Annotated in this window: 15 protein-coding genes; 1 reads left to right on the top strand and 14 read right to left on the bottom strand. The window is 32.3% G+C overall.

All coding sequences use genetic code 11. From position 1 onward, the window contains the following. Positions 1-4: 4 nt before the first annotated feature. The 3 genes from ACH5TW_RS02455 to ACH5TW_RS02445 all read right to left on the bottom strand — a co-directional run bounded on the left by ACH5TW_RS02455 (position 5) and on the right by ACH5TW_RS02445 (position 8,622). Positions 5-3,301, bottom strand: a complete 3,297-nt coding sequence (locus ACH5TW_RS02455) for a SusC/RagA family TonB-linked outer membrane protein (protein WP_439334893.1) — start codon at positions 3,299-3,301, stop codon at positions 5-7. Between the two features lie 559 nt (positions 3,302-3,860). Further along, positions 3,861-5,519, bottom strand: a complete 1,659-nt coding sequence (locus tag ACH5TW_RS02450; RefSeq protein WP_439334892.1) for a RagB/SusD family nutrient uptake outer membrane protein — start codon at positions 5,517-5,519, stop codon at positions 3,861-3,863. Between the two features lie 10 nt (positions 5,520-5,529). Next, positions 5,530-8,622, bottom strand: coding sequence for a SusC/RagA family TonB-linked outer membrane protein (locus ACH5TW_RS02445; protein ID WP_439334891.1), 3,093 nt, complete (start codon positions 8,620-8,622; stop codon positions 5,530-5,532). 438 nt (positions 8,623-9,060) lie between these two features. On the opposite strand from ACH5TW_RS02445, the gene ACH5TW_RS02440 reads away from it, so the two are divergent. Next, positions 9,061-10,092 (top strand): LacI family DNA-binding transcriptional regulator, encoded by a 1,032-nt coding sequence (locus ACH5TW_RS02440; RefSeq protein ID WP_439334890.1) that lies wholly within the window; start codon positions 9,061-9,063, stop codon positions 10,090-10,092. Between the two features lie 77 nt (positions 10,093-10,169). Here the strand turns inward: ACH5TW_RS02440 and ACH5TW_RS02435 are convergent, their stop codons facing one another. The 11 genes from ACH5TW_RS02435 to ACH5TW_RS02385 form a co-directional block, all read right to left on the bottom strand. After that, on the bottom strand, positions 10,170-11,582 hold the full coding sequence (locus tag ACH5TW_RS02435; protein WP_439334889.1) for a purine-cytosine permease family protein: 1,413 nt from the start codon (positions 11,580-11,582) through the stop codon (positions 10,170-10,172). Between the two features lie 56 nt (positions 11,583-11,638). Next, on the bottom strand, positions 11,639-13,009 hold the full coding sequence (locus ACH5TW_RS02430) for an FGGY-family carbohydrate kinase (RefSeq protein ID WP_439334888.1): 1,371 nt from the start codon (positions 13,007-13,009) through the stop codon (positions 11,639-11,641). A 1-nt stretch (position 13,010) separates the two neighbouring features. Continuing rightward, positions 13,011-14,291, bottom strand: a complete 1,281-nt coding sequence (locus ACH5TW_RS02425) for a sugar isomerase (RefSeq protein WP_439334887.1) — start codon at positions 14,289-14,291, stop codon at positions 13,011-13,013. A 172-nt stretch (positions 14,292-14,463) separates the two neighbouring features. Continuing rightward, positions 14,464-16,569 carry a bifunctional aldolase/short-chain dehydrogenase gene (locus ACH5TW_RS02420; RefSeq protein WP_439334886.1) on the bottom strand — a complete coding sequence of 702 codons (2,106 nt, stop codon included), beginning with the start codon at positions 16,567-16,569 and terminating at the stop codon, positions 14,464-14,466. Between the two features lie 105 nt (positions 16,570-16,674). Continuing rightward, positions 16,675-17,265, bottom strand: coding sequence for a LutC/YkgG family protein (locus ACH5TW_RS02415; RefSeq protein ID WP_439334885.1), 591 nt, complete (start codon positions 17,263-17,265; stop codon positions 16,675-16,677). Positions 17,266-17,268: 3 nt separating this feature from the next. Further along, positions 17,269-18,645, bottom strand: coding sequence for a lactate utilization protein B (locus ACH5TW_RS02410; protein ID WP_439334884.1), 1,377 nt, complete (start codon positions 18,643-18,645; stop codon positions 17,269-17,271). Positions 18,646-18,655: 10 nt separating this feature from the next. Beyond that, the gene (locus tag ACH5TW_RS02405) at positions 18,656-19,393 is read right to left on the bottom strand and encodes a (Fe-S)-binding protein (RefSeq protein ID WP_439334883.1); all 738 of its coding nucleotides are present in this window, start codon (positions 19,391-19,393) and stop codon (positions 18,656-18,658) included. Between the two features lie 10 nt (positions 19,394-19,403). Next, the gene (locus ACH5TW_RS02400; protein ID WP_439334882.1) at positions 19,404-20,261 is read right to left on the bottom strand and encodes a fumarylacetoacetate hydrolase family protein; all 858 of its coding nucleotides are present in this window, start codon (positions 20,259-20,261) and stop codon (positions 19,404-19,406) included. Between the two features lie 19 nt (positions 20,262-20,280). Beyond that, positions 20,281-21,063 (bottom strand): SDR family NAD(P)-dependent oxidoreductase, encoded by a 783-nt coding sequence (locus ACH5TW_RS02395; RefSeq protein ID WP_439334881.1) that lies wholly within the window; start codon positions 21,061-21,063, stop codon positions 20,281-20,283. Between the two features lie 162 nt (positions 21,064-21,225). Next, positions 21,226-22,107, bottom strand: coding sequence for an AraC family transcriptional regulator (locus ACH5TW_RS02390; RefSeq protein ID WP_439334880.1), 882 nt, complete (start codon positions 22,105-22,107; stop codon positions 21,226-21,228). 74 nt (positions 22,108-22,181) lie between these two features. Then, on the bottom strand, positions 22,182-23,213 hold the full coding sequence (locus tag ACH5TW_RS02385; protein ID WP_439334879.1) for a LacI family DNA-binding transcriptional regulator: 1,032 nt from the start codon (positions 23,211-23,213) through the stop codon (positions 22,182-22,184). Positions 23,214-23,302: the final 89 nt, after the last annotated feature.

Below are 23,302 nucleotides of genomic sequence, written 5' to 3'. Positions count from 1 at the left end.
TTAATTAAAACTCAATGTTTACACCAAATGTGTAAGTACGAGGTCTTGGGTAGGCATTTAAATCTAAACCTGGTGTTGGGAAATTACCACTACCATCATTGTCGTTTACATTAACTTCTGGATCGAACCCTTTGTAGCCAGTTAGAGTAAAAGCATTAAATATAGATCCATAAAAACGGAATCTATTTAAACCTAATCTGTCAATAATATTTTGTGGTAAAGAGTACCCTAAAGTAAATGTGTTAAGTCTTAAGTATGATCCATCTTCAACTCCAAAAGTAGAACTTACCGCGCTTTCAGGATAAGGTAAGTAAGTTGTTGCATTTGCATTAAGTGCATCTAGTGCAGCAGGTTCAACTACTTTAGTTAATTGACCATTTACTATATCGTAAATTTTATAATGTCCAGCTAATTCTTGAAATCTATTTCTAAATAATCCAGATTCTTTATTACCTAAATAAGCTTGTACGCGATTTGCATTATAAATATCGTTGCCAACACTCCAAGTAAAATCTGCATTAAAATCGAAGTTTTTATAGTTACCACTTAAATTAAAACCACCTGTATGATCTGGGTTTGTATCACCAATAACACCAATGTCATTATCGTCAATAACTCCATCATTATTAATATCTCTTAGTTTTTGAACACCAGGATATGCCGTTTGAGCACCAGGTTTATTACTAAAAGTACCATAAATATTAGGTAATATTCCACTTGCAATATCTGGAACTCCAGCTTTTAGAGTATATATTTGAGTCCCAGGATCATAGTCAAAATCTGCAGTAGTATACATCCCATCATGTGTGTAACCTCTTAGTAAACCTACAGGATCTCCAACACGTAAGAAGTAGTCGTTACGAGGGTTAAGGCGTACACCACCAAATCCAGAACTGTATTCTCCATTAACGCTATCCACAAGTTCATCAATATTGCCTTTATTAATATTGATGTTAAAACTTCCATATAGGTTAAAATCTTCAGAGCTTATAAGGGTTCCTCCTAAAGAGAATTCAATCCCTTTATTGCTTGTAGCACCAATGTTGTTAAAACCACTACTGAAACCTGTAAGAGCACTTCTAGGAGTTTTCACCAATAGGTCTTCAACACTATTTTTATATAGGTCTATAGCACCAGTTACATTGCCATTAAATAATGTAAAATCGAAACCTAAGTTTCTAGTAATAGTTGTTTCCCATACTAAATTTGAGTTAGCAAGTTCACCAGTTGCTGGAATGTTTGAAGATTGTCTTGTTTCTCCTATTGAGAATCTAGTTTGAGCAGCTCTCCAGTTTTGTTTCCATAATTCTGCATCAATACCATCTGCTCCAACAGCTCCATATGATATACGTACTTTAAGGTCGTCTAACCAACTAACATCATTTAAGAATTCTTCTTCAGATACACGCCATGCAAAGGCAGCAGCAGGGAAATACCCCCAGTTTTTTGTTGGTGCAAAATTAGAAGATCCATCTGCACGAAAGGTTCCAGTAAATAAATATTTGCCTTTAAACCCGTAAGTTAGTCTAGTAAATAAGGACTGTTGAGTAGTTGGAGTACCTCCAACTGTAGTGTATGAGTGATTGGCAGCGCCATCATCAGGGTCTCGATAATATTCTTGCATGTTGTTCCATGCACGTTCAGCATCATAAGCTTCTGGAAATTTTGATGCATTTATAGTAACAGTTTCACTACCAGTGTCAGCAACTTCATAACCAGCTAATAATCCTAATTTGTGGTTTTCACCTAATCCTTGAAAGTCATAGTTTAATGTGTTTATCCACCTGTAGTTCCAGCCTTGTTTTTGTTGTGTTCTAGCAGAACCAACTAGGTTTATACCATCTTCAGTAACTTCATTTTGAGGGCCACCAGACCAAGATTTACTATTACTCCATAAACTTACTAAGCTAAAATCTGTTTTTGCAGTAAGACCAGGTATAACTTCGTAGCTTAAAGATGTATTGGTAACCAATGTACGTGAAACGCCATCATTTTGATTATTATTTAAAGCAGCAATAGGGCTAAAGTCATCATCTAAAACACCAAGATAATCCCCTAATTGTGTATTACTTGTTATATCAGAATCACCAAGGATATCAGCAGAATTAATAGGGCGGAAGTAGTAAGCTGTTGAGTTACCTCCATTGTCACCTTCACTTATTTGAGAATAACGTGTGTTAAGTGAAAATTTAAGTTTGCTACCTAAGTTTTGGTCTAATCTTAATTGAAGGTTTGTTCTTTCAAAAAATGATCCAACTTTATTTCCTTCTTGGTCAAAATGATTTAATGCTAAAAGGTATTTAGCATTTTCGTTTCCACCAGAAACATTAACATTGTGACTATGCGAAAAAGCACTATTATATAATTCTTTAGTATAATCACGACTTGAAATATTTTTGTAATAATCAATGCCTGCAGAATTACTTCCATTTTGACTACCAATTAGCCATAATCTTTCCCAAGCATCGCTGTATTGACTACCAATAGCATCACCATATGCCCAGTTATAAGCTATATAATCATATCCGTTCATTACTGGTAAGTATTCTGGAATTGTACTAAACTGCGTAAAACCATCGTATGTTACTTTTGGCTTACCAGATTTACCACCTTTAGTAGTAACTATAATTACACCATTTGCACCACGAGCACCATAAATAGCTGTAGAAGATGCATCCTTTAATACATCAATACTTAAAATTTGGTCACCAGGTATATTATCTATAGAACCTACTGGGAAACCATCAACAACAAATAATGGTTGGTTACTTTGAGTAAGAGAACCACCACCACGAACACGTATAGCAATATTTGCACCTGGACGTCCATCTTGAGTTGTAACTCTTACACCAGGAAGTTTACCTTGTATAGCTTGAGCAGCATTTGCTACAGGTACTTTTACAATGTCTTCTCCTGATACAGATGCAATTGCACCAGTAACATCACGTCTTGTAGTGCTACCATAACCAATTACAACAATTTCATCAAGTTTACCAGCTTCTTCTGCCATATTTACATCGATGGTAGATTTACTGCCTACAGTAATTTCTTTTGTAGTATAACCAAGGTAACTAAATACTAAAACGTCACTAGATTTAGCTTTAAGAGTATAGTTACCATCAAAATCGGTAGCTGTACCTGTTGTCGTATTTTTTATAATTACCGAGACACCTGGTAAAGGAATTCCAGATTCATCTGAAACAGTACCTTTAACAGTATTTTCGTTTTGCCCATAAATAGGTAGGCATAGTATTAATCCTAATAAAAAGAAGTAATACTTAATGTTTTTGTTTGTTTTCATTCTTTTTTGTTTAGTTGAGTTTTTTAATTTTGTTTGTTTGTTAGTTTGATTGTTGTTTTTTGCATACGCGATTTTTGTATTAAGTTATTAAATCATCCAATCGATTGCAATCATTTAATGCTTTCCAAAATTTACGAATAGTAGAAGATGTAATTTATTTGCAAGTGCCTTTTATAACTGTAATCGATTACACAAATGTATCAAAAAAAAAATATCTTGCAAATATTTTGATATAAAAACAATAAAAGAGTATAAATATTATTGAATTAATATTTTGAAAGCATTAAAACAGTTGAAAACACTTTAAGTATTAGGTGCTCTATAATTAAAAGTAATTATATATTTTTAAAGAAAAATAAAAACAAAAAAACACAAAATAATAAAAATACAGTATGTTAAATGTTATATTTAATGATATCCCAGAATGATAATTTATGTTATATAAATAGTAATACGTATAACAGTTGTTGTAAACAAAAAACCCACTTCAGTTAAGAAGCGGGTTTTATAAAAAAGTTATTTTTAATTAACTTTTATTTTTTTAGATTAAAACTAAATATTAGTTATAAGCTGGGTTTTGAGGAAAATCTCTATTTTGATTTAAATCTAATGCAGATTGCGGAATAGGTCTTAATATTTTAAGATTTCCACCAGCTCCTGTAAAATTACTTTCTTCAATTTCAGCATTATACATTGAAGCTCTTTCAACTAATTTACCTGTACGTTTTAAATCGAACCATCTGTGATATTCTCCAAATAATTCTCTTGCACGTTCATCTAATATATAATCAATATCAAATTCACCTAAAGTAGCAGGTGTAACACCAGCTCTTCTTCTCACCTCATTTAATCTTGCTAAACCAGTTGTAGGATTGCTTTGTAAATAAGCTTCAGCAGCAACTAAGTAAGTTTCTGCAAGACGCCCTAATATAATATCTCTTGTACTAGATCTACCACCAAAAGCAGTACTTGGATCTGGATCATCAAATTTTCTTACGCAAATTACTTCGTAATCTAAAGAAACTGTATCTGTCCACTCTGAAGAATATTCCCCCCAATTATGGTATTCAAAGCCAGAAGCTAAGTTTTTTGTAGCTAAATAATTTGCTTTATCTGCTGGTGTAAACCATTGTGGCTCATAAAATTCATTAACAGCTAGATCTCCATGATCTTCTTTAGGTACTCTGTAATAAGTAAAGTATGAAGGTCCTCCTGGGTATGTTGCATCAGACCAATAAAATATTTCTGTCATAAATGTAGATTCCCAACGGGTATCATCTTGAGTAAATAGACCTAAAGCAAAATTAGTAGGACAAGCTGAATAATCTCTAGCAGGAGCCTGACCTTCTACTTCTGTTCCTCCTAAATAGGATCCAAAATAAGCATATTGTCTGCTTCCTAAACCATTATTATCAGCACTAATTGAGCCAGCATCAAATTGAACTGAAAAAATAACTTCTTCATTCAAATCATTTTCTGGAGTAAAAACTTCTTCATGAGTTAAGTTTAAAGTTTGTCCAGCAATCACTTCATCTGCTAAAGTTGCAGCTGTTGCAAAATCACTAGCAGTACCAAAAGTCTCGTAAGCTCTAGTTAAGTGTACTTTAGCTAATAAATTTTTAGCTGCTCTTTTATTTACACGGCCATCATAAGCACCATTACCTAAAGTAGCTACTGCTTCATTCAAATCAGTAATGATTTGAGTGTATACTTCTTCTGCAGAATTTCTATCAAATTCTAATACTGGAGTATCAATATAATCTGTAATAGCTACGCCACCATATGATTGAACTAATAAGAAATAAGATAATGCTCTAATAAATTTAACCTCACCAATTCGAGCAGGTACTTCATCAGTTTGCTCTGTTATTTCAGAATAATAAATTGCTCTATTTGCAAGTTGAATGGCTTCATACGCTTCTCTATATAAATCATCAACACCATTAGTTGTAGAGTTTAACTCTGTATATTCTGTTAAACCAACTATACCACGTCCTCTTCCTTTTGAGTATAAATCTGTACCACCAATAAACATAAATGGTGAATCTCCATATATATTTCTAAGCTGGGCATAGTTTGCGTTAACTAAAGAGTTAAACCCTTCTGGAGTTACATAAAAACTTTCAGCAGAAACATTAGAAAGGTTTTCTTCTTCTATAAAATCACTACAAGAACTAAATGTAGCAATAAGTATTCCTAAAATTAATATTTTTCTCATTTTCTTTTTTTTAAAGTTTTAAACTTAATCCTAATTGGTATGTAACAGAACTAGGTCTCGCTACATTTTGATCTGCAGCAGCCCATTCTGGTTCCCAACCTTCAAAATCTTTGTTTGCAAATACAAACGGATTTAAAATATTAGCATAAATTCTTAAACTTTTTATTTTTAATTTATCTAATATTTGATCGTTAAGAGAATATCCAAGAGCTATATTTTTAATTTTTACAAAAGATGCATCTCTATAAAAACCAAAATCAGTTCCCCAAAATTGTCCTTGTCCACGAGGCCTTGGTACTTCATTTGACACTTGGGCTGGTAAGCCAGCGCTATTTACTGGAACATAGTAACTATCCCATGCTAAGTGTTGACGCCCTCTATCATTTGGGTCACCAAAACTATCATTAAGAAAATCACTTTTTACTAGTACGCCTTGCATTGCAATAGCAGAGATAGATAAGTCAAAATTACCAACAGTTAAGTTTGATGTTAATCCTGCAATCCAATCTGGTTGCTCTGTACCTAAAATAATTCTATCATCGTCTGGATCAATTTTACCATCATTATTAATATCTTTAGCTATAGCTTCACCTTCGTTCATCCCATAGACAGCTGCTTCAGCTGCTTGGTCGGCTTGCCAAACGCCATCAAATAGATAGTTGTAATGAGGTCTATATGGCTTTCCAACAAATAATCCATTACCTGGGTCATCTACTTCACTTTGTCCATAAAATGATATTACTTCATTTTTATTTTTTGAAAATGAAAAATTAGTTGTCCAAGTCACTTTATCAGTTTGTATATTTCTTGTTAATAAAGCAATTTCAATACCTTTATTACTTATATCTCCAATATTGTTATTAACTTTTCCAGCTCCAGTTTCTATAGGTAATACTTGTTCAAGTATTAAATCTTTAGATAATCTATCATATACATCGATACTACCTGATATTCTTTGATTTAAAAATCCAAAATCAATACCAAAATTTAATTCTCTTGTTTTTTCCCATGTTAAATTTTTATTAGCTAATTGATCTGCTATGTTGCCATTTGCATCATTTCCATCAAAGTCATAATAAGTTTGCGTAGGAACTCCATTTAGTGTTGTGTAAGGATCAACATTATCATTACCTGTATAACCAATACTAGCTCTTGCTTTTAAGTTTGAAATAAAGCTATTATTGTTTAAAAATGATTCATTTGAAAGTTTCCATGCTAATGCTACTGAAGGGAAAAAATCCCATTTATTACCTGCTGATAATACAGAAGACCCATCCCATCTATTAGATGCTGTTAATAAATATTTATCTTGGTATGAATAATTTAAACGAGCCGCATAAGAACTTAAAGTATTCTTTCTAAAGCCTGACTTATTAATAAAAGTTGACGGCAATCCAGAACCAATATTATACCAATCTGATTCAAAAGTTTGATTTCTAGATGATAAAAAAGAAGTTTCAGTTCTATTAGAATACAAACTTTGTAGTCCTAAAAAGCTAAACACATGGTCTTCATTTATTGTATAATTTATATTAAATTGATTATCCCAAGTATAATTAAAATTTTCTGAGTTATCAATACTAGAATTAATACCATTACCACCACCAGCATAAGAATCTACACCATATGCTCGACCTCTTCTAACACTTCCTTGTCCAGCTGAGAAACTTGTTTTAAATGATAACCAATCTAAAGCTTTATATTCTAAAAACATATTAGCAAGTGTTCTCCATCTTCTTCTTTCGTCTGATGAATTTGCTATTTCTACTAAAGGGTTTCTAGTACTTGTTTTATTAAATGCCCAATCTCCATTAGGGTACTTTAATTTACCAGGCTGTGCCCATAATTCTCCTACCAATTGGTTTCCGTCTGCATCGATTGCCCATGGTGATGTTAGTGGGCTTAATCTAAGTGCATCTCTCATGGCTTGACCACTACCAAGTTGGTTAATTTCATGAGCTATAGTTAGATTTATACCAGCAGAAAATTTATCATTTATATTATGACTTACACCAGCTTTAAAAGTGTAATTATCTCTTGATTCCTTTTGAAGCTGACCTTCATCATTTTGAACACCAATTGCGATGTTATAAGCTAATCCATTTTCAGCTCTACCAGCTACAGAAATATAGTTGTTTTGTAAAACACCATCTCTAAGAACAGCATCAGCCCAATCAAATTCAAACCCTGCGTTCGCTCTTTTTACTAATTCAGGACTATTATTACTTGCTAATGTGAAATTTTGAGCAGGTGTTTGTGCAAGAGGATCTCTAGATAGATATGCAGTTTGGTGATAAGCCCACCATTCCGCGCCAGTCATAAACTCCGGTAATCTAGCTGTTTTAACAATACCATATGAGCTTTCGAAAGAAACATTTACGCCTGATTTAGCAGTTGTGCCACTTTTTGTTGTAACAATAACAACTCCATTGGCTCCTCTAGAACCATAAATAGCAGCAGAAGATGCATCTTTTAAAACATCTATTTGTGCTATATCTTGAGGGTTTAAAAATTCAATATTATCCGTTGGCACACCATCCACTATATATAATGGTTGTTGGTCTGCTCTATCTGTATTAAATGTATTTATACCTCTAATATTTACATTAAAGCCATCACCAAGACGTCCAGTATTATTAGTAATTACTACACCAGGTAAATTACCTTGAATTGCTTCTAAGGGGTTGTTAACACTTCTTTGAGTTATTTCTTCAGTTGAAATACTAGTAACAGATCCAGTTAGATCAGTTCTTTTTACAGAACCATAACCTACAACAACAACTTCATCTAATAAACCAGCTTCTTCAACCAAAGTAATATTGATGGTTGATTTTCCGTTTACAGATACTTCTTGTGATGTATAGCCTAAATAGCTAAAAACTAATATAGCATCAGAACTTGCCTTAAGGGTATAATTACCATCAAAATCGGTAGCAGTTCCTGTAGTTGTGTTTTTAATAATTACTGACACACCTGGTAGAGGCATTCCAGATTCATCTGATACTGTACCATTTATATCTGATGCGTTTTGCGCATAAATAGGTAAGCATAGTAGCATTCCTAGAAGGAAGAAATAATACTTAATGTTTTTCTTTGTTTTCATTCTTTTTGTTTAGTTAATTTAATTATTGTTTAATTTTTGTAAATAGAGTTTTTTTACATAGGCTTTTTTTTAAGTTATTAATAAATCTAAATCATATTTGTATACATATTCATTATGAATTTGTTTTTCCTTTAACATACAAAAAACATACAATCGATTGTATGTTTTTGTATGTTTCTACTGATTTTTTTTAATTCAATCGATTACAATCGATTGTATAAAAATTACAATCGATTGTACAAAAATAGAAAAATATATATATATTGCAAGAGATTTTTGCATAAAAGCAAAAATAGAAAGAAAATCGAAGTGTTTTAGTAAAAAAAACGATAATTTGTATTGTTTTTGATTAATCTACTTTATTGTAGCTTGCATCATAATTTTTTAGATATTAACTTTTATTAATGTATTTTTGTTAACTATAGCCAATTAATTTTCATGACAAAAAAAACAACTATTTATGATATTGCTAAAAGACTTGATATAACTGCTGCAACAGTTTCTAGAGCTTTAAATAATAATTCTAAAATTAGCGCTGCTACACGTGAATTAGTTTTTAAGACAGCCAAAGAAATGAATTATGAGCAAAATAAATTGGCTTTAGCATTAAAAAGTGGAAAGAGTTATAATGTTGGGGTTATAGTTCCAAGAATTGATACTAATTTTTTCGCCTCTGTAATTAGAGGTATTGAAGAAGAGCTTTATCCAAAAGGTTATCATGTAATAATTTGCCAAACTCATGATCAGCAAAATTTAGAAATTGAAAATATAAATTCTTTATTGAATGCTCAGGTAGATGGTGTTTTAATGTCGATATCCAATGCTAAAATTGAAAAAGACACTAGTTTTAATAAGCTAATTAAAAAAAATGTGCCATTAATATTTTTTGATAGAAAGAAAGATATACATGGAGTAAGCTCTGTTACTATTGACGATTTTAAGGGGGCATACGATGCTACTAATCATCTAATAAATCAGGGCTATAAGCGAATCGCCCATTTATCTAATAATCGTTCATTACAAATTTTTCAGAATAGATACTTAGGTTATAAACAGGCTATAATTGATAACGGACTTGAATTTGATGAGAGTTTAGTTATTGAAACAATTAGTAAAGTTGTTGAAGGAAGAAAAACTACTAAAATATTTTTAGATATGGACAACCGTCCTGATGCAATATTTTCTTCAAGTGATTTTACAGCTCTTGGTGCTATTCAAGAAATTAAAGCAAATGGGCTTAAAATCCCTGAAGATATAAGTGTGGTTGGTTTTAGTAATGAACCGTTTACGAAATTTATGGAACTATCAATAACATCTGTAGATCAATCTCCTATACAAATGGGAAGAATTGCAGCTCAGGTATTTCTTGAAGAGGTTAATAGTAAAGGAGAAAAAACTGAAAAACATATTGTTTTGGCTCCCGAATTAATTGTTAGAAAGTCTTCTCAAAAATTGTCACAATTAGTTTAATTAAAATATATAGTAACAAAAAAGGCAGGATTTTAATCCTGCCTTTTTTGTCTAAACTCTAATTAGAGATTTTTTATTTAACTATTTTTCTGTGCATATTTACTAAATACAAGAAATAAAATACCACATAGTAACCAAGCAGGAAGGGTTACAAATGATAAAAACACATCAAATTGTACTGATATAAAATAAAAGATTCCAAAACTGATTGCCCAAGCAAATAGAACAGACTTGTTGAATTTTATGTTTGCATGTTCTGCATAATTTTTAATAATACCATATTTTTTATGGAAAAAATGTTCAAATACTATAACGGCTCCAAAAGGCGCTAAGATAAATCCGTATAAAGCAACAAAACCTAATAATTTCATTGCAAATGCAGGAAATAATCCAGCTATTGTTGCTACAGTACCAGCAATTATAGTAACCCAAAACGTAGATACTTTTGGTATAATAGCTTGAAATGCTAAGCCAGCTCTATAAATAGTAGGGTTTGCTGTAGTCCATCCAGCTAAAACAACAGCTATAATTCCAAAAACACCAATGGCATTATAGGCTAATGGACCTGGAGCAACTGGAGGGGCTTCACCATTTGATAAGAACGATATAGCTTCTGGAGACTTTAAATAAACAGCATATAATAAGCAAGCTGAAATCCAAGCCATATAATGACCAACATACATACCTCCAGCAGTTGTCCATCCAGAACTTGCCTTTTTTGCAAATCTGAAAACAGACAGGTCAGACATTCCAATATGCATAGCTGCATTAGCAAACCATGACCAAATTAAAACGTGCCAAAAAGTATATTTTATTTGTCCAGGAAACGGATCTTTTCCTTCACCCCAAATATCCCAAAATTCAGAAAAACTTGAAACTCCTAATTGACTTAATGCAACAATACCGCAAGCTACAAATGCTATTACAATTATTGGAGACATCCAATTTGCTGCTTTAGATACTGTATCGTATCCTCTTGCTGCAATAATAGAAATTACAGCACCAATTACTAAAACAATAATAATCCACGTCATACCATTTGGCATGGTATCATCAAGTTTTGGCATTGGCATATCAAAAGGGATTCCAACTGCTGTTGCAGAAACCGTTATCATAGAACCTGCTAAGAAGCAAAAAAGAATGCCGTTTGCTAAATTATAACCTGTAACTAGGTTTTTACCACATATTTTTTCTAGTTGAAAATAAAGAGTTAATCTGTTTTTAACAGCAATTTCTGCTGTTAAAAATCTCCAAGATAAAACAGCTAATAAGTTACCTAATAAAAGGCCAATTATTAAATCGAAAGCACTAACACCTGCGGTTAAAAACAAAGGACCTATCATAAATTCTGTCCCAGCGGCATGTTCACCTGCGTACATGCCAAGGAAGCTTTTCCAGCCTTTTAATTTTGATTGTGGAACAGGAGTTCTTTCAAATTCACCGCCAGCAATCTCTTCCATTATTTCTTCTTCTTTGTGGTATTGTGTCATAGTTGTCTTATTTAGTTTGGTTGGGTTATGTGGTGTATGTGGTGATTTTATTTCGGTTATTTAATTATAAAGGGTACATGCTTCTTTAGTGAGTAATTCTTTTTTAGAAATTTGGAATTTAATTTTTTGTCTGAAATTGAAATGGCAGCACCTAAAGCAGATCCTAAAGAAGAATCTGTAGTTCTTAATTTCATATTTCTAAAGTGATGTGATAGTAATTTAACGAAAAGGTCATTATCACTAAAACCACCATCTACATATAATCGTTTTATATTATCATTACCAATAACATCTTTAATACTTTTAATTTGTAAAAGCACAAGTTCTGTCATAAGTTGGTGGTAAGCATCTTCAAAGTTATTGTGTGTTATCTTTGTTTCAGAAGGCATATCAATATCAGCAATACTTTCCCATTTAAACATGTGATTAAAATCTTTTACGATTTCAAAATATGTATCATAATTAAATTTTACATGGCGATGATAATCTTCAGAAACACCAAAATGCTTATCTAATTTACCTACTTGTATTTTATACTCGTTACCTAAAAATAAACGAGTTGCCTTTACCGCTTTACCATTAATTCGCATATAATTTATGGAATCTTTGTTTTGGTTTTCATTTAAAATAGGATGCTCTGTAAAGGGGTTTAAAGTAATACTCCAAGTACCTGTAGAAACCAAAACAAATTTTTTCTTTACACTACGAACATAAGGTAGTAGAGCAGAAGAACTATCATGAATACCAACACCAATTTTGATGCGTTTTCCATTATAGTTCATGTTAATACTCGTTTCAGTAGATACTATTGTTGGTAGTATATTATTTAAACCTTCTTTATATACCCATAAGTGATAATCTTTTTTAGTATAATCCCATAACGCTGTATGACAACCAATGCTAGTATATTCACTTAAAGGTATACCTGTGAAAATATAACTAAGGTATTGTGGTAAGTGTAGTGAATGCTTAATCTTTTTAAAAACTTCTGGTTTTGTATGTTTTATCCAATAAAGTTGTAAACCAGAGTTTAAAAGACTTAAATCGAAACACCCAGTCGTGTTTAAAAAAGATTCTCTAGGTCCGTATTTTTCAATAAAAGAATCAATAACACTTTGATCAATAGGTTTTGTATAGTTGTACAGCGGTGTAAGAACGTCTCCATTTTCATCCAGATGAACAAAGCTAGCACCATAGGTTGAAAAATTAATAGCTTGTACATTAAATTCTGAAGCCTCAAGAATACTTTCAAATACTTTTTTTAACCATGCTTGAAGCGCAGGTAAGTTTTCGGTAGGATAACCATCTTCATCTTCAATTTCATCAAAATGAGTGTATTCTTTATATACTTCTTTGTAATCTTTATCAAAAAGAAAGAATTTTTTATTGGTTTTACCAATATCAAAAACCGCTGTTACATTTATCATATTATAATCCTGTAGCTACAGTGTTTTTACCTCTTTCTTTAATTAATTCATTTCTAACATCTAGAGAACGATATGCATTTATTGGGCTTAAAGCACCACCACTTTCTAATCTAGCTTTTTCTAAAAGAGGTCTTACATCTGTTCTGTAGGCGTTTTGTAATATTTCTTGACATTTAACAACATCATTGTTTAATTGAGCAGACTTTAATTCATCTTGATCAATTAAAAGCGCTTTAGCATAAGCTTCTTGAATGGCTTCAAGAGATTGAATTAAATCTTCTAAAGGATCTTTTACATTATGACTTGCATCAATCATCCACGCTAAATCAGGATTTTGTGGATTGTTTTGCATACCATAAACCAGTTCGTTAAAAATTAAGAATAGGGCATAAGGTTTGATACTCCCAACAGTTAAATCGTCATCACCATATTTGCTATCATTAAAGTGGAAACCACCTAGTTTACCTTTAGACATTAAAATTGAAACAATTTGTTCAATATTACTGTTAGGTAAATGATGTCCTAAATCTACTAAAGAATATGCTTTCTCTCCACAAGCATTTGCTAACATAAACGATGTTCCCCAATCTTGAATTACAGTACTGTAAAAGTTTGGCTCGTAAGGTTTGTATTCTATAAGCATGCTCCAATCGTTAGGTAAGCCTTTATAAATATCTTTTAAACTGTTTTCTGTGTTTTGAAGCGCTGTTTGAAAGTTATTTTGCCCTGGAAAACAAGATCCATCTGCTAACCAAACTGTTAAGCTTTTAGAACCTAGTTTGTCTCCAATATTAATAACATCTAAATTATGTTGAATAGCCTGTTGTCTTACAGCCTCACTTGTATTACTTAAAGATCCGTATTTGTAACTTTCTTTAGCATTTACTTGATCTTGAAACGTATTTGAGTTTACAGCATCAAATTTAATATCTAACGAACCGGCTAATTCTTTTATCGCATTATAATCTTCAGGAATATCCCAAGGAATATGAAGAGAAACTGCCCCAGCCGTTTGGGTTAATGAATGAAGAATACCAACATCTTGAATTTTTTGCTCTAAGTTTGAAGGTTCTCCGTAAAAAGAAAAACGACCAAAACGTGTACCTCCAGCACCCAATGCCCAACTTGGAATAGCTACTTGAAAATCTTGTAGTTTTTTTATAATGCTATTAACATTAACACCTTTGTTAGTTAAGCTATTTGATAAGAAATCGAAATGATCTTGATGAGACTTAAGGTCTTTATTATTAGTGTCTTGAATATGACTTTGTTCTATTTTCATGAGTTTTATCTATTGTCTTTATTGGTCATTTGAAGCATTCATTCAATTATTTAGATTTCAATATTTAATTGTGAATGCTTTGTTTGAGTATAGATTGTTAAAAAAAACTTCCATATATATGTGTCCATATGCTATGGAAGTTTTTTATAAACTAAAACTAACTCAAATTTTGTTAGCGTACAAATGCATTAGCCATTCCACCATCAACATTAATTATGTTTCCTGTAGATTTATCTAATATGCCTACTAAAGTAAATACGCCATTTGCGATATCATCTGGAGTGATGATTTCGTTTAATAAATTTCTTTTTGCATAAAAAGCTGGTAATTCTTCAACAGTAATTCCATTGGCTTTAGCTCTTCCTTCGGCCCAAGCACCTTCCCATATTTTACTTCCTACAATAACACCATCTGGGTTTACTGTATTCACTCTAATTTTATCTTTTGCTAATTCTGCCGCTAATAAACGTACCATGTGTTGTTGTGCAGCTTTGGCAGTTCCGTAAGCAACATTGTTAGGGCCAGCAACCAATCCGTTTTTACTTGCAATGGCAATATAATCACCTCCAAGTCCTTGTTTACGCATAATGGCTGCAGATTGTTTTGCTAAGTCAAATTGACCTTTTACCAAAATACTTTGTAAGATGTTCCAATCTTTATCAGTGGTATCTTCTAAGGCTTTAGAAATAGCTAATCCAGCACTATGAACTATAATATCTACACCACCAAACTCTATACATGCCTTTTTGTAAGCCGATGCAATAGACTCTGTATTGGTTACATCGCAAATAGCATATGTAGATACATCTCTTTTATAAGTAGCATGAGCTTGTTTTAAGCTATCTTCATTAATATCTGTTAATACTACATTGGCACCTTCGGCAGCTAATTTATCTGCAATAGCTTTGCCAATACCACCACCAGCTCCAGTAACAAAAGCTACTTTACGAGATAACGGTTGCTCTTTTGGCATTCTAGAAAGTTTAGCTTCTTCTAATAACCAATATTCAATATCAAAAGCTTCTTGTCTTGGTAATGATGTGTATGACGTAATTGCTTCTGCACCACGCATGACGTTTATAGCGTTAATGTAAAACTCACTAGCAACACGCGTTGTTTGTTTGTTTTTTGCAAAACTGAACATACCTACTCCTGGGTAAATAATAATTACTGGGTTAGGATCACGCATTGCTGGACTATTATCTTTTTTACAAGTGTTATAATAATCTGCATACTCTTGTCTGTACTGTGCAAATGCTGGTTCTAATTTTTTAAGAATCGCATCAGAATCAGATACATCTTCATTAGTATCAAGTGTTAATACTAATGGTTGAATTTTTGTACGTAAGAAATGATCTGGACAAGACGTTCCCATAGGAGCTAATCGTTCTAAATCATGACTATTAATATATTCTAAAACAACATCATTATCAGAAAAATGACCTATCATACTTTTTTCTGAAGAGCATAAACCTCTTAATAAAGGCATTAATTGTGCTGCTTTTTCTAAACGTTCTTCTTGAGGAAGACTTTGAACTTTTTGTCCACCAAAAACAGAACCTTTTTCTTTGATTTTTTTCTCAATATATTCAGAAGCTGTTTCAATAACTTCTAAACTATTCATATAACACTCATAAGAAGTATCGCCCCAAGTGAATAAACCATGACTCCCTAAAACAATACCTCTAATGCCAGGGTTATCAGCTAAACATTTTTCTAACTGAAGTCCTAAATCGAAACCAGGGCGTTGCCATGGCACCCACCCCATAGTATCTCCCCAAATTTCTTTGGTTACTTTTTCGCTATCTTCTGCTGCTGCTACAGCAATAAGTGCATCTGGATGTAAATGATCTATATGTGCAAAAGGTAATAATCCGTGAAGCGGTGTATCAATAGATGGTGCTTTACTATCTAAATCATAAATACAATGATTAAATAATCCAACCATACGGTCTTCATCATCTAAACCTCCATATACATTTTTTAAATCGCGCAATCTACCAGTATATAAACCAGCAATTCCTGCACGTGTTAAAGTTCCAATATCACCACCAGAACCTTTTACCCACATAACTTCAACGTCTTCGTTTGTTAAAGGGTCTTTTTCTATGGTTTTACAGCTTGTGTTTCCACCACCGTAATTGGTGATTCTTAAATCGGCTCCTAATATGTTTGAACGGTATAAAAATAAAGCAACTTGATCGTCTTTTAAAGACGCTGCTTTTTCTTCATTCCATAAGTAATCTACGTAATTAAATTTTTTTGTAATTGTATTCATGAGGATGATTAAAATATTTCGTGCTAAAATAAATGAACATTAAAAAATCTCTATCCTGTACTGTACTGTAATTCTAGAAAAAAATGATTTTTTTAATTGAATTATTTAAGCTTTTAAAAAGATAGTTAAACTTAGGGCTCCATGTGCTCCAATTACTAGAGATTGTTCAATATCAGCAGTTTTTGAAGGACCTGAAATAAATACCCCAAAATCTGTTGAAGATTCTGAAAGTTTATGATAAGCTTGGTGCATATATGGTTTAATGTTTTCTTTTGAAAGTACAAAGACAAGATGCTTGGTGATAAAGGGTAAAGCTCTCATCGGAAGGCTTTTATCCGTTACCCAAACAGCACCATTTTCGGCAACTCCTAAATCGCTTTCAAGAATTAGAATATCTAAATCTTCTAGCTCTTGTGGCTTTTTTATGGTTTCAAAATTAATAGTATTGAAATCTTGAGTGTCTGATAATGTCGAAAAATTAACAGAAGTATTAGGGATCATTTCTGTTATTTGTTTAATAACATCTTGATTAGATTTGGCCTCTAAAACATTACCACCTACAACTTCTACTTTTTTAGTGAATTCTTTAATTAAATCGTATCCGTCATCAAATAAAGTTTCATCTATTTGAGGTAAGCTAATAGCTTCTGGTTTGTTTGCCTTTATTCTAGCTAAAATTGTATCTCTGCTTGCCATGATTTAATCTTTTTTCTTGTTATTTTCTCTTTCATTATACCACTGATCAAAACTTTGTTTTGGTCCTGTTGGTAAATCTCTAGCTTTCCCCCAAGCATTCGGTTTTGAGTTTATTATAGATTTAGGTAAACTTCTTAAAGACCAACGCGCTATTTTTCCAACTTTTTCAAATTGAGCAGGTTTTGAGAATACTTTACCCATCATTTCCATAGATTTCTTCTTAATAAAAGGCTGTGGTGTTTCTTTTGTAATTATTTGTCGCCACTTATATAATTGCGCATGAATATCAATTTTTACAGGACACACATCTGAACAAGAACCACATAGGGTAGAGGCAAAAGGTAAAGAACTGTGTTTTGTTAAATCTTTTCCTGGCGATAAAATAGAACCAATAGGTCCTGGGATGGTTGCATCGTAACTATGACCACCACTTCTTCTGTAAATTGGACATGTATTCATACATGCACCACAACGAATGCAGTGTAATGACGCTCTAAAATCGGGTCTGCTTAATTGTTCTGAGCGCCCATTATCAACAATAACAACATGCATTTTAGCACCTTTTCTAGGTTTTTTAAAATGCGATGAATAGGTTGTTATAGGTTGCCCTGTTGCAGATCTTGCTAATAAGCGTAAAAACACAGATAAATGTTCTTGTTTCGGAATTATTTTTTCAACACCCATACAAGCAATGTGAACAGGCGCTAAATGTGCTCCCATATCGGCATTTCCTTCGTTTGTACAAACTACAAATCCACCAGTATCTGCAATAGCAAAGTTAACACCTGTAATAGCGGCGTCTGCTTCAATAAATTTTTCTCGTAAATGCTTTCTAGCCTCACCTGTTAAATACTGCGGGTCACCATCACAAGGTTTAGTGCCTAAATGTTCTTGAAACAATTCATCTACTTCATGCTTGTTTTTATGAATAGCGGGTAGTACAATATGACTTGGTGGTTCTTTTGCTAATTGTACAATACGTTCACCTAAATCAGTATCAATAACTTCAATATCATCAGCTTCTAAAAATGGATTTAAATGACATTCTTCAGTAAGCATCGATTTACTTTTAACAACTTTTTTGGCGTTGTTGTCTTTAAGAATTTTATGTATTATTTGGTTGTGTTCTTTTCCATTAGCAGCCCAATGTACTTCTATGCCATTTTTTTTGGCATTTTCTTCAAATTGAATTAAATAAGAATCTAGATTAGATAGCATATGTGCTTTTATGCCATGCCCTAAGTTTCTTAATTCCTCCCAACCTTTTACTTGGTGAACAGATAAATCTCTTTTATGTCTAACAAACCATAAGGCTTTGTCATGCCAATCGACTCTTTTTTCATCTTTATTAAATATACTGGCTAGTTGTGAATGACTCATAGTGGTTTTATTAGAAGTTACTGTTTAAAATTTCAGCAATATGTAAAATTTTAAGGGGTTGATTATTACGGTTTACTAAACCTTCTAAATGCATTAAGCAAGAGGTATCTGTAGCTGTAATAACTTCTACGCCACTTTCTAAGTGGTCTTTAATTTTATCTTTTCCCATTTTTACAGAGATAGCTTCTTCGGTAACAGCAAATGTGCCACCAAATCCGCAACATTCATCGCTTCTTTTTACAGGCATTAATTCGGTACCTTTAACTTCTTGTAAAAGCGTTTCTATGAATGAAAAAGAATCGCCAACAACTTCGGAACAAGAGCCTAATCTTAATCCTCTTAGTCCGTGACAACTTTTATGAACGCCTACTTTATGAGGAAACGAAGCTCCAACATTTTTTACTTCTAAAACGTTCAATATGAAATCACATAATTCGTAAACATTATTACGAACCTTAGTAACAGCATCTGTTTGCGGAATAATATTGTAATGCTTTTTAACGTGATAGGCGCAACTTCCAGAAGGTGTTACTATATAATCAAAATCTTTAAAGTTGTCTACAAAATTATTGCATGCACCTTCAGACTCGTATTCATACCCTGAATTTGCCATGGGTTGTCCGCAACAGGTTTGCCCTGACGGATATACCACATCGACGTTTAATTTTTCTAAAAGCTCTAAAGTAGCCTTTCCTACTTGAGGGTATAATTGATTAATATAACAGGGTATGAATAAGCCTACTCGCATGATTTTTATTTTATTGTTTATATGCTACCACATTTTGTTTTGAAGTACCTAAACCTTCAATACCAAGTTCTACAACATCGCCTGGTTTTAAGTATACAGGTGGTTTTAAACCAAGACCAACACCAAAAGGCGTTCCTGTAGAAATAATATCTCCAGGTAATAAAGTCATAAATTGACTAATATGACTAATAGATTGTTGAATGTTAAAAATAAAGTCGGAAGTTGAACTGTTTTGCATTACTTCACCATTTAATTTTAACCATAAGTTTAAATTATTTGGGTCTTTAATTTCATCGGTAGTAGCAATAAAAGGTCCGATAGGAGCGAAGGTGTCGCAACTTTTTCCTTTTACCCATTGTCCAGAACGTTCTAATTGAAAAGCACGTTCGCTAACATCGTTATGTAATACGTAACCCGCAATATGATCGAAAACATCATCTTCTTCAACATAAGATGCTTTTTTACCAATTACAACAGATAACTCAACTTCCCAGTCGGTTTTAGTACTTCCTTTAGGAATCATGATATCATCATTAGGACCAACGATAGCAGAGGTAGCTTTAAAAAATAATACAGGTTCTTTAGGAACATCCATACCAGCTTCGGCAGCATGTTGCGCATAGTTTAAACCAATACATACAATTTTAGAAGGTCTTGTTAAAGGCGCTCCTAAACGTACGTTATCATCAACTTCAGGACAATTAGATTGATTTGTCTCTAACCAAGTTTTTAATTTTTCAATACCATTATTTCCAAAAAAAGCTTCATCATAATCGGTTCCAAATGCCGATACATCTAGTCTTGTTCCGTTTGCTAATTGAACACCTGGTTTTTCATTATTGACGTCTCCAAATCGTATTAATTTCATCTTCTATATATTTAAATTCTTAATTTCCGTTTAATGTTACAAAACCGCCATCAATGGCGTAGTTTGAACCTGTAATAAAACCTGCTTCATCAGAGCATAAGAACAAGGTTAAATCGGCTATTTCTTGTGTACTTCCCATACGACCAATAGGTTGGGTTTTTGATAATTTATCAAACATTTCGGCTTCTTTTCCAGGGTAGTTGTTTTTTATAAAACCATCAACAAATGGTGTGTGTACTCTTCCTGGAGCAATGCAGTTACAACGAATTCCATCGTTTATATAATCTTTAGCAACAGAATAAGTCATGGTAAGAACAGCACCTTTAGTCATTGAATAGGCAAATCTATCATTGATCCCAACAGTTGAAGCAACAGATGCTAAATTTAAAATAACACCACCACCATTACTTTTTAATGAAGGAATTGCGGCTTTTATACAATTATAAACACCTTTGATATTGACGTTGTATAAACGATCTAAATCTCCTTCTTCAACATTTTCAATATTTCCAATATGGGGAATACCAGCATTATTTATTAGAATATCAATTTTTTCGTTTTGGGTAATGTTATTAATAATATTAACAACATTTTGTTGATTAGAAACATCGCATTTATGAGCTTCTCCTTGTGCATCAATAGCTTTTATTTCTGAAATAGTTTCTTCTGCAGCTTCTATATTGAAATCTAAAATATGAACTTTAGCACCTTGTTTAGCAAAGGTTAGCGATATAGCTTTTCCTATGCCACTTCCGCCACCAGTTACAATAGCGACTTTGTTTTTTAAACTGAATTTGGCCATTTTTATAATGATTTATTTTGATGATTAATGTTGAATCTAAATAAGTAGATTAAACATTGATACAATAGTACAAGGAATATGTAAGTGAGTCTTCCTAAAATTTGATGAATTATGATACTATTTTTGCTTTAGGAAGTTGTTTTTGATGTTAAATGCAATGTATCAATCTGATTTTAAAGCTTCTTCGTTATGGTTTTTTACATAAACCGACGGCGTACAATACATTATTAGTTTAAACTGCCTGTTAAAGTTTGAAATATTATTGAAACCAGACTCGTAGCAAACAGCAGCTATATTAAATTTGTTTTCGAGTAGTAATTTACAAGCATAGCCAATGCGTATTTCTGATACGTAACGTGAAAATGTTTTGCGATTAATACGCTTGAAATAACGGCTGAACGCAGAAGCATTCATATGTGCAATTTTAGCGGCTTCTTCTAGACTTATGTTTTTGTTGAAATTTTTAAAAATATAAGCTTGTACCTTATCTTGCGTATCACTTTTAGTAGCGTTAAAAGAATTTATAAAACCTAGACTCGATAAGCGTTTTACCTCTTTATGTTTCGCTAATTTATTGAGTATTTGTAAAAAAGACATGGTTTTTTCAAAACCATCTAATTCCAGCATATTTTGAATATCATGAATGATACTTTTGTCTGTATTAAGAAATTTTAGACCAAAACGCGAGCGCTCAAAAAGTTCTAAAAGGTGAATCATTTCTGGAGTTTCAAAAAATGTTCTGCCTAAATAATCTTGTTTAAAATGTATAGCGATGGCTTTAGCAGATTGTTTCGGACTTTTTTTAAAATAATCTTCATCGTTCAACCACATGTGCGGCAAATTTTTTCCTATGAGTACAATATCTCCAACACTAAATTTTTCAATGCTATCACCAATAAAACAGGTGCCTTCACTTTTTAGCACAACAACAAGTTCTAGTTCTGGGTGATAATGCCATATTTTTAAAAAGTATGGATATTCATTTACTTTCGTTGTAAATGAACTGTTTGTTAGGTTACTTCTGTCTAATAAATGAAGTTTCATAAAACATATTAATAATACTTAAAAGACTAAATTAATATTAATTATGAAATATAAGCAAAAATAGTATTAAGTTTTTATTCAATTTTTTTTAAAGAAGAATCTCTAATAATGAGTTCAGAATCTATGATTGTATTGTTTAATTTTGGTTTCCAATTAGGAGTATTGACTCTTTTTAAAAATGTTTCGGCAGCTAATTGCCCTATAATTTCACTACGCTGATTGATAGTGGAGATTGAAGGTTTTACAAAAGATGTAAAGGTTTCGTTACTAAAACCAACTAACGCAATGTCTTCTGGAACCCGAATATTGTTTTCTTCCATGACTTGAAGTGCTCCCATAGCCGCAAAATCGCCTGCCGCATAAACAGCATCTGGTCTTTCAGAAAGATCTAATAATTCTTTCATAATTTTCCGACCATCTTCAATGTACAAAGTGCTTTCAGAAATTAATTCTTCAGCAATTGGAAGCTTATATTTTAAAAGCGCATCCTTATAACCTACAATTCTGTTTTTGTAAATTCTAGTATGATTATGTCCTCCAATATGGGCAATTCTTTTGCATCCTTGATTTTTAAGGTGTTCAATAATTTTAAAACTACTCTGGTAATCGTCAATTCCAATATAATCAACAGCTAAAGCGTCTTCACCACGGTCAAACATAATTAAGGGAACACCATTAGATTTTATTTTTTCGAAATGCTCTAATGTTTTTGTTTCATTAGCCATTGATGCAATGATGCCATCCACTTGAGTTAAAAGCAGCGATTCAATATTTTTACATTCTCTTGTAAACGATTCGTTTGATTGTGTTATAATAATATTATAGCCCTCTTTACTTAAAACGTTTTCGATTTTTTCAACAACTGAAGAGAAAAAATGACTGTTAGCTCTAGGTATCATGACACCAACTAAATTACTTTTTCCTTTTCGTAAAGCTGTAGCTATGTGGTTTGGTTGATAATTTAATGATTCTGCAATTTGCTTTACTGCTGCTTTCGTTTTATCGCTAATTCTAGGATGGTTGTTTAAAGCTTTTGATACAGCAGAAGGTGTAATGTTTAAAGCATTAGCAATATCTTTTATGGTTATTTTCTTTTTATTTTTCAAAAAAAAGGATAAGTTTGTTCAATCGATTGAACAAATATAATTTATTATTTTTCTAATACAATAATAAAGGGAATTATGTCTTAAAACAA

The organism is Thalassobellus sediminis (assembly GCF_044386045.1).
GTDB lineage: Bacteria > Bacteroidota > Bacteroidia > Flavobacteriales > Flavobacteriaceae > Thalassobellus > Thalassobellus sediminis.
The sequence above is the reverse complement of the archived record's forward strand: the minus strand, read 5'-3'. Positions and strand labels throughout refer to the sequence as shown.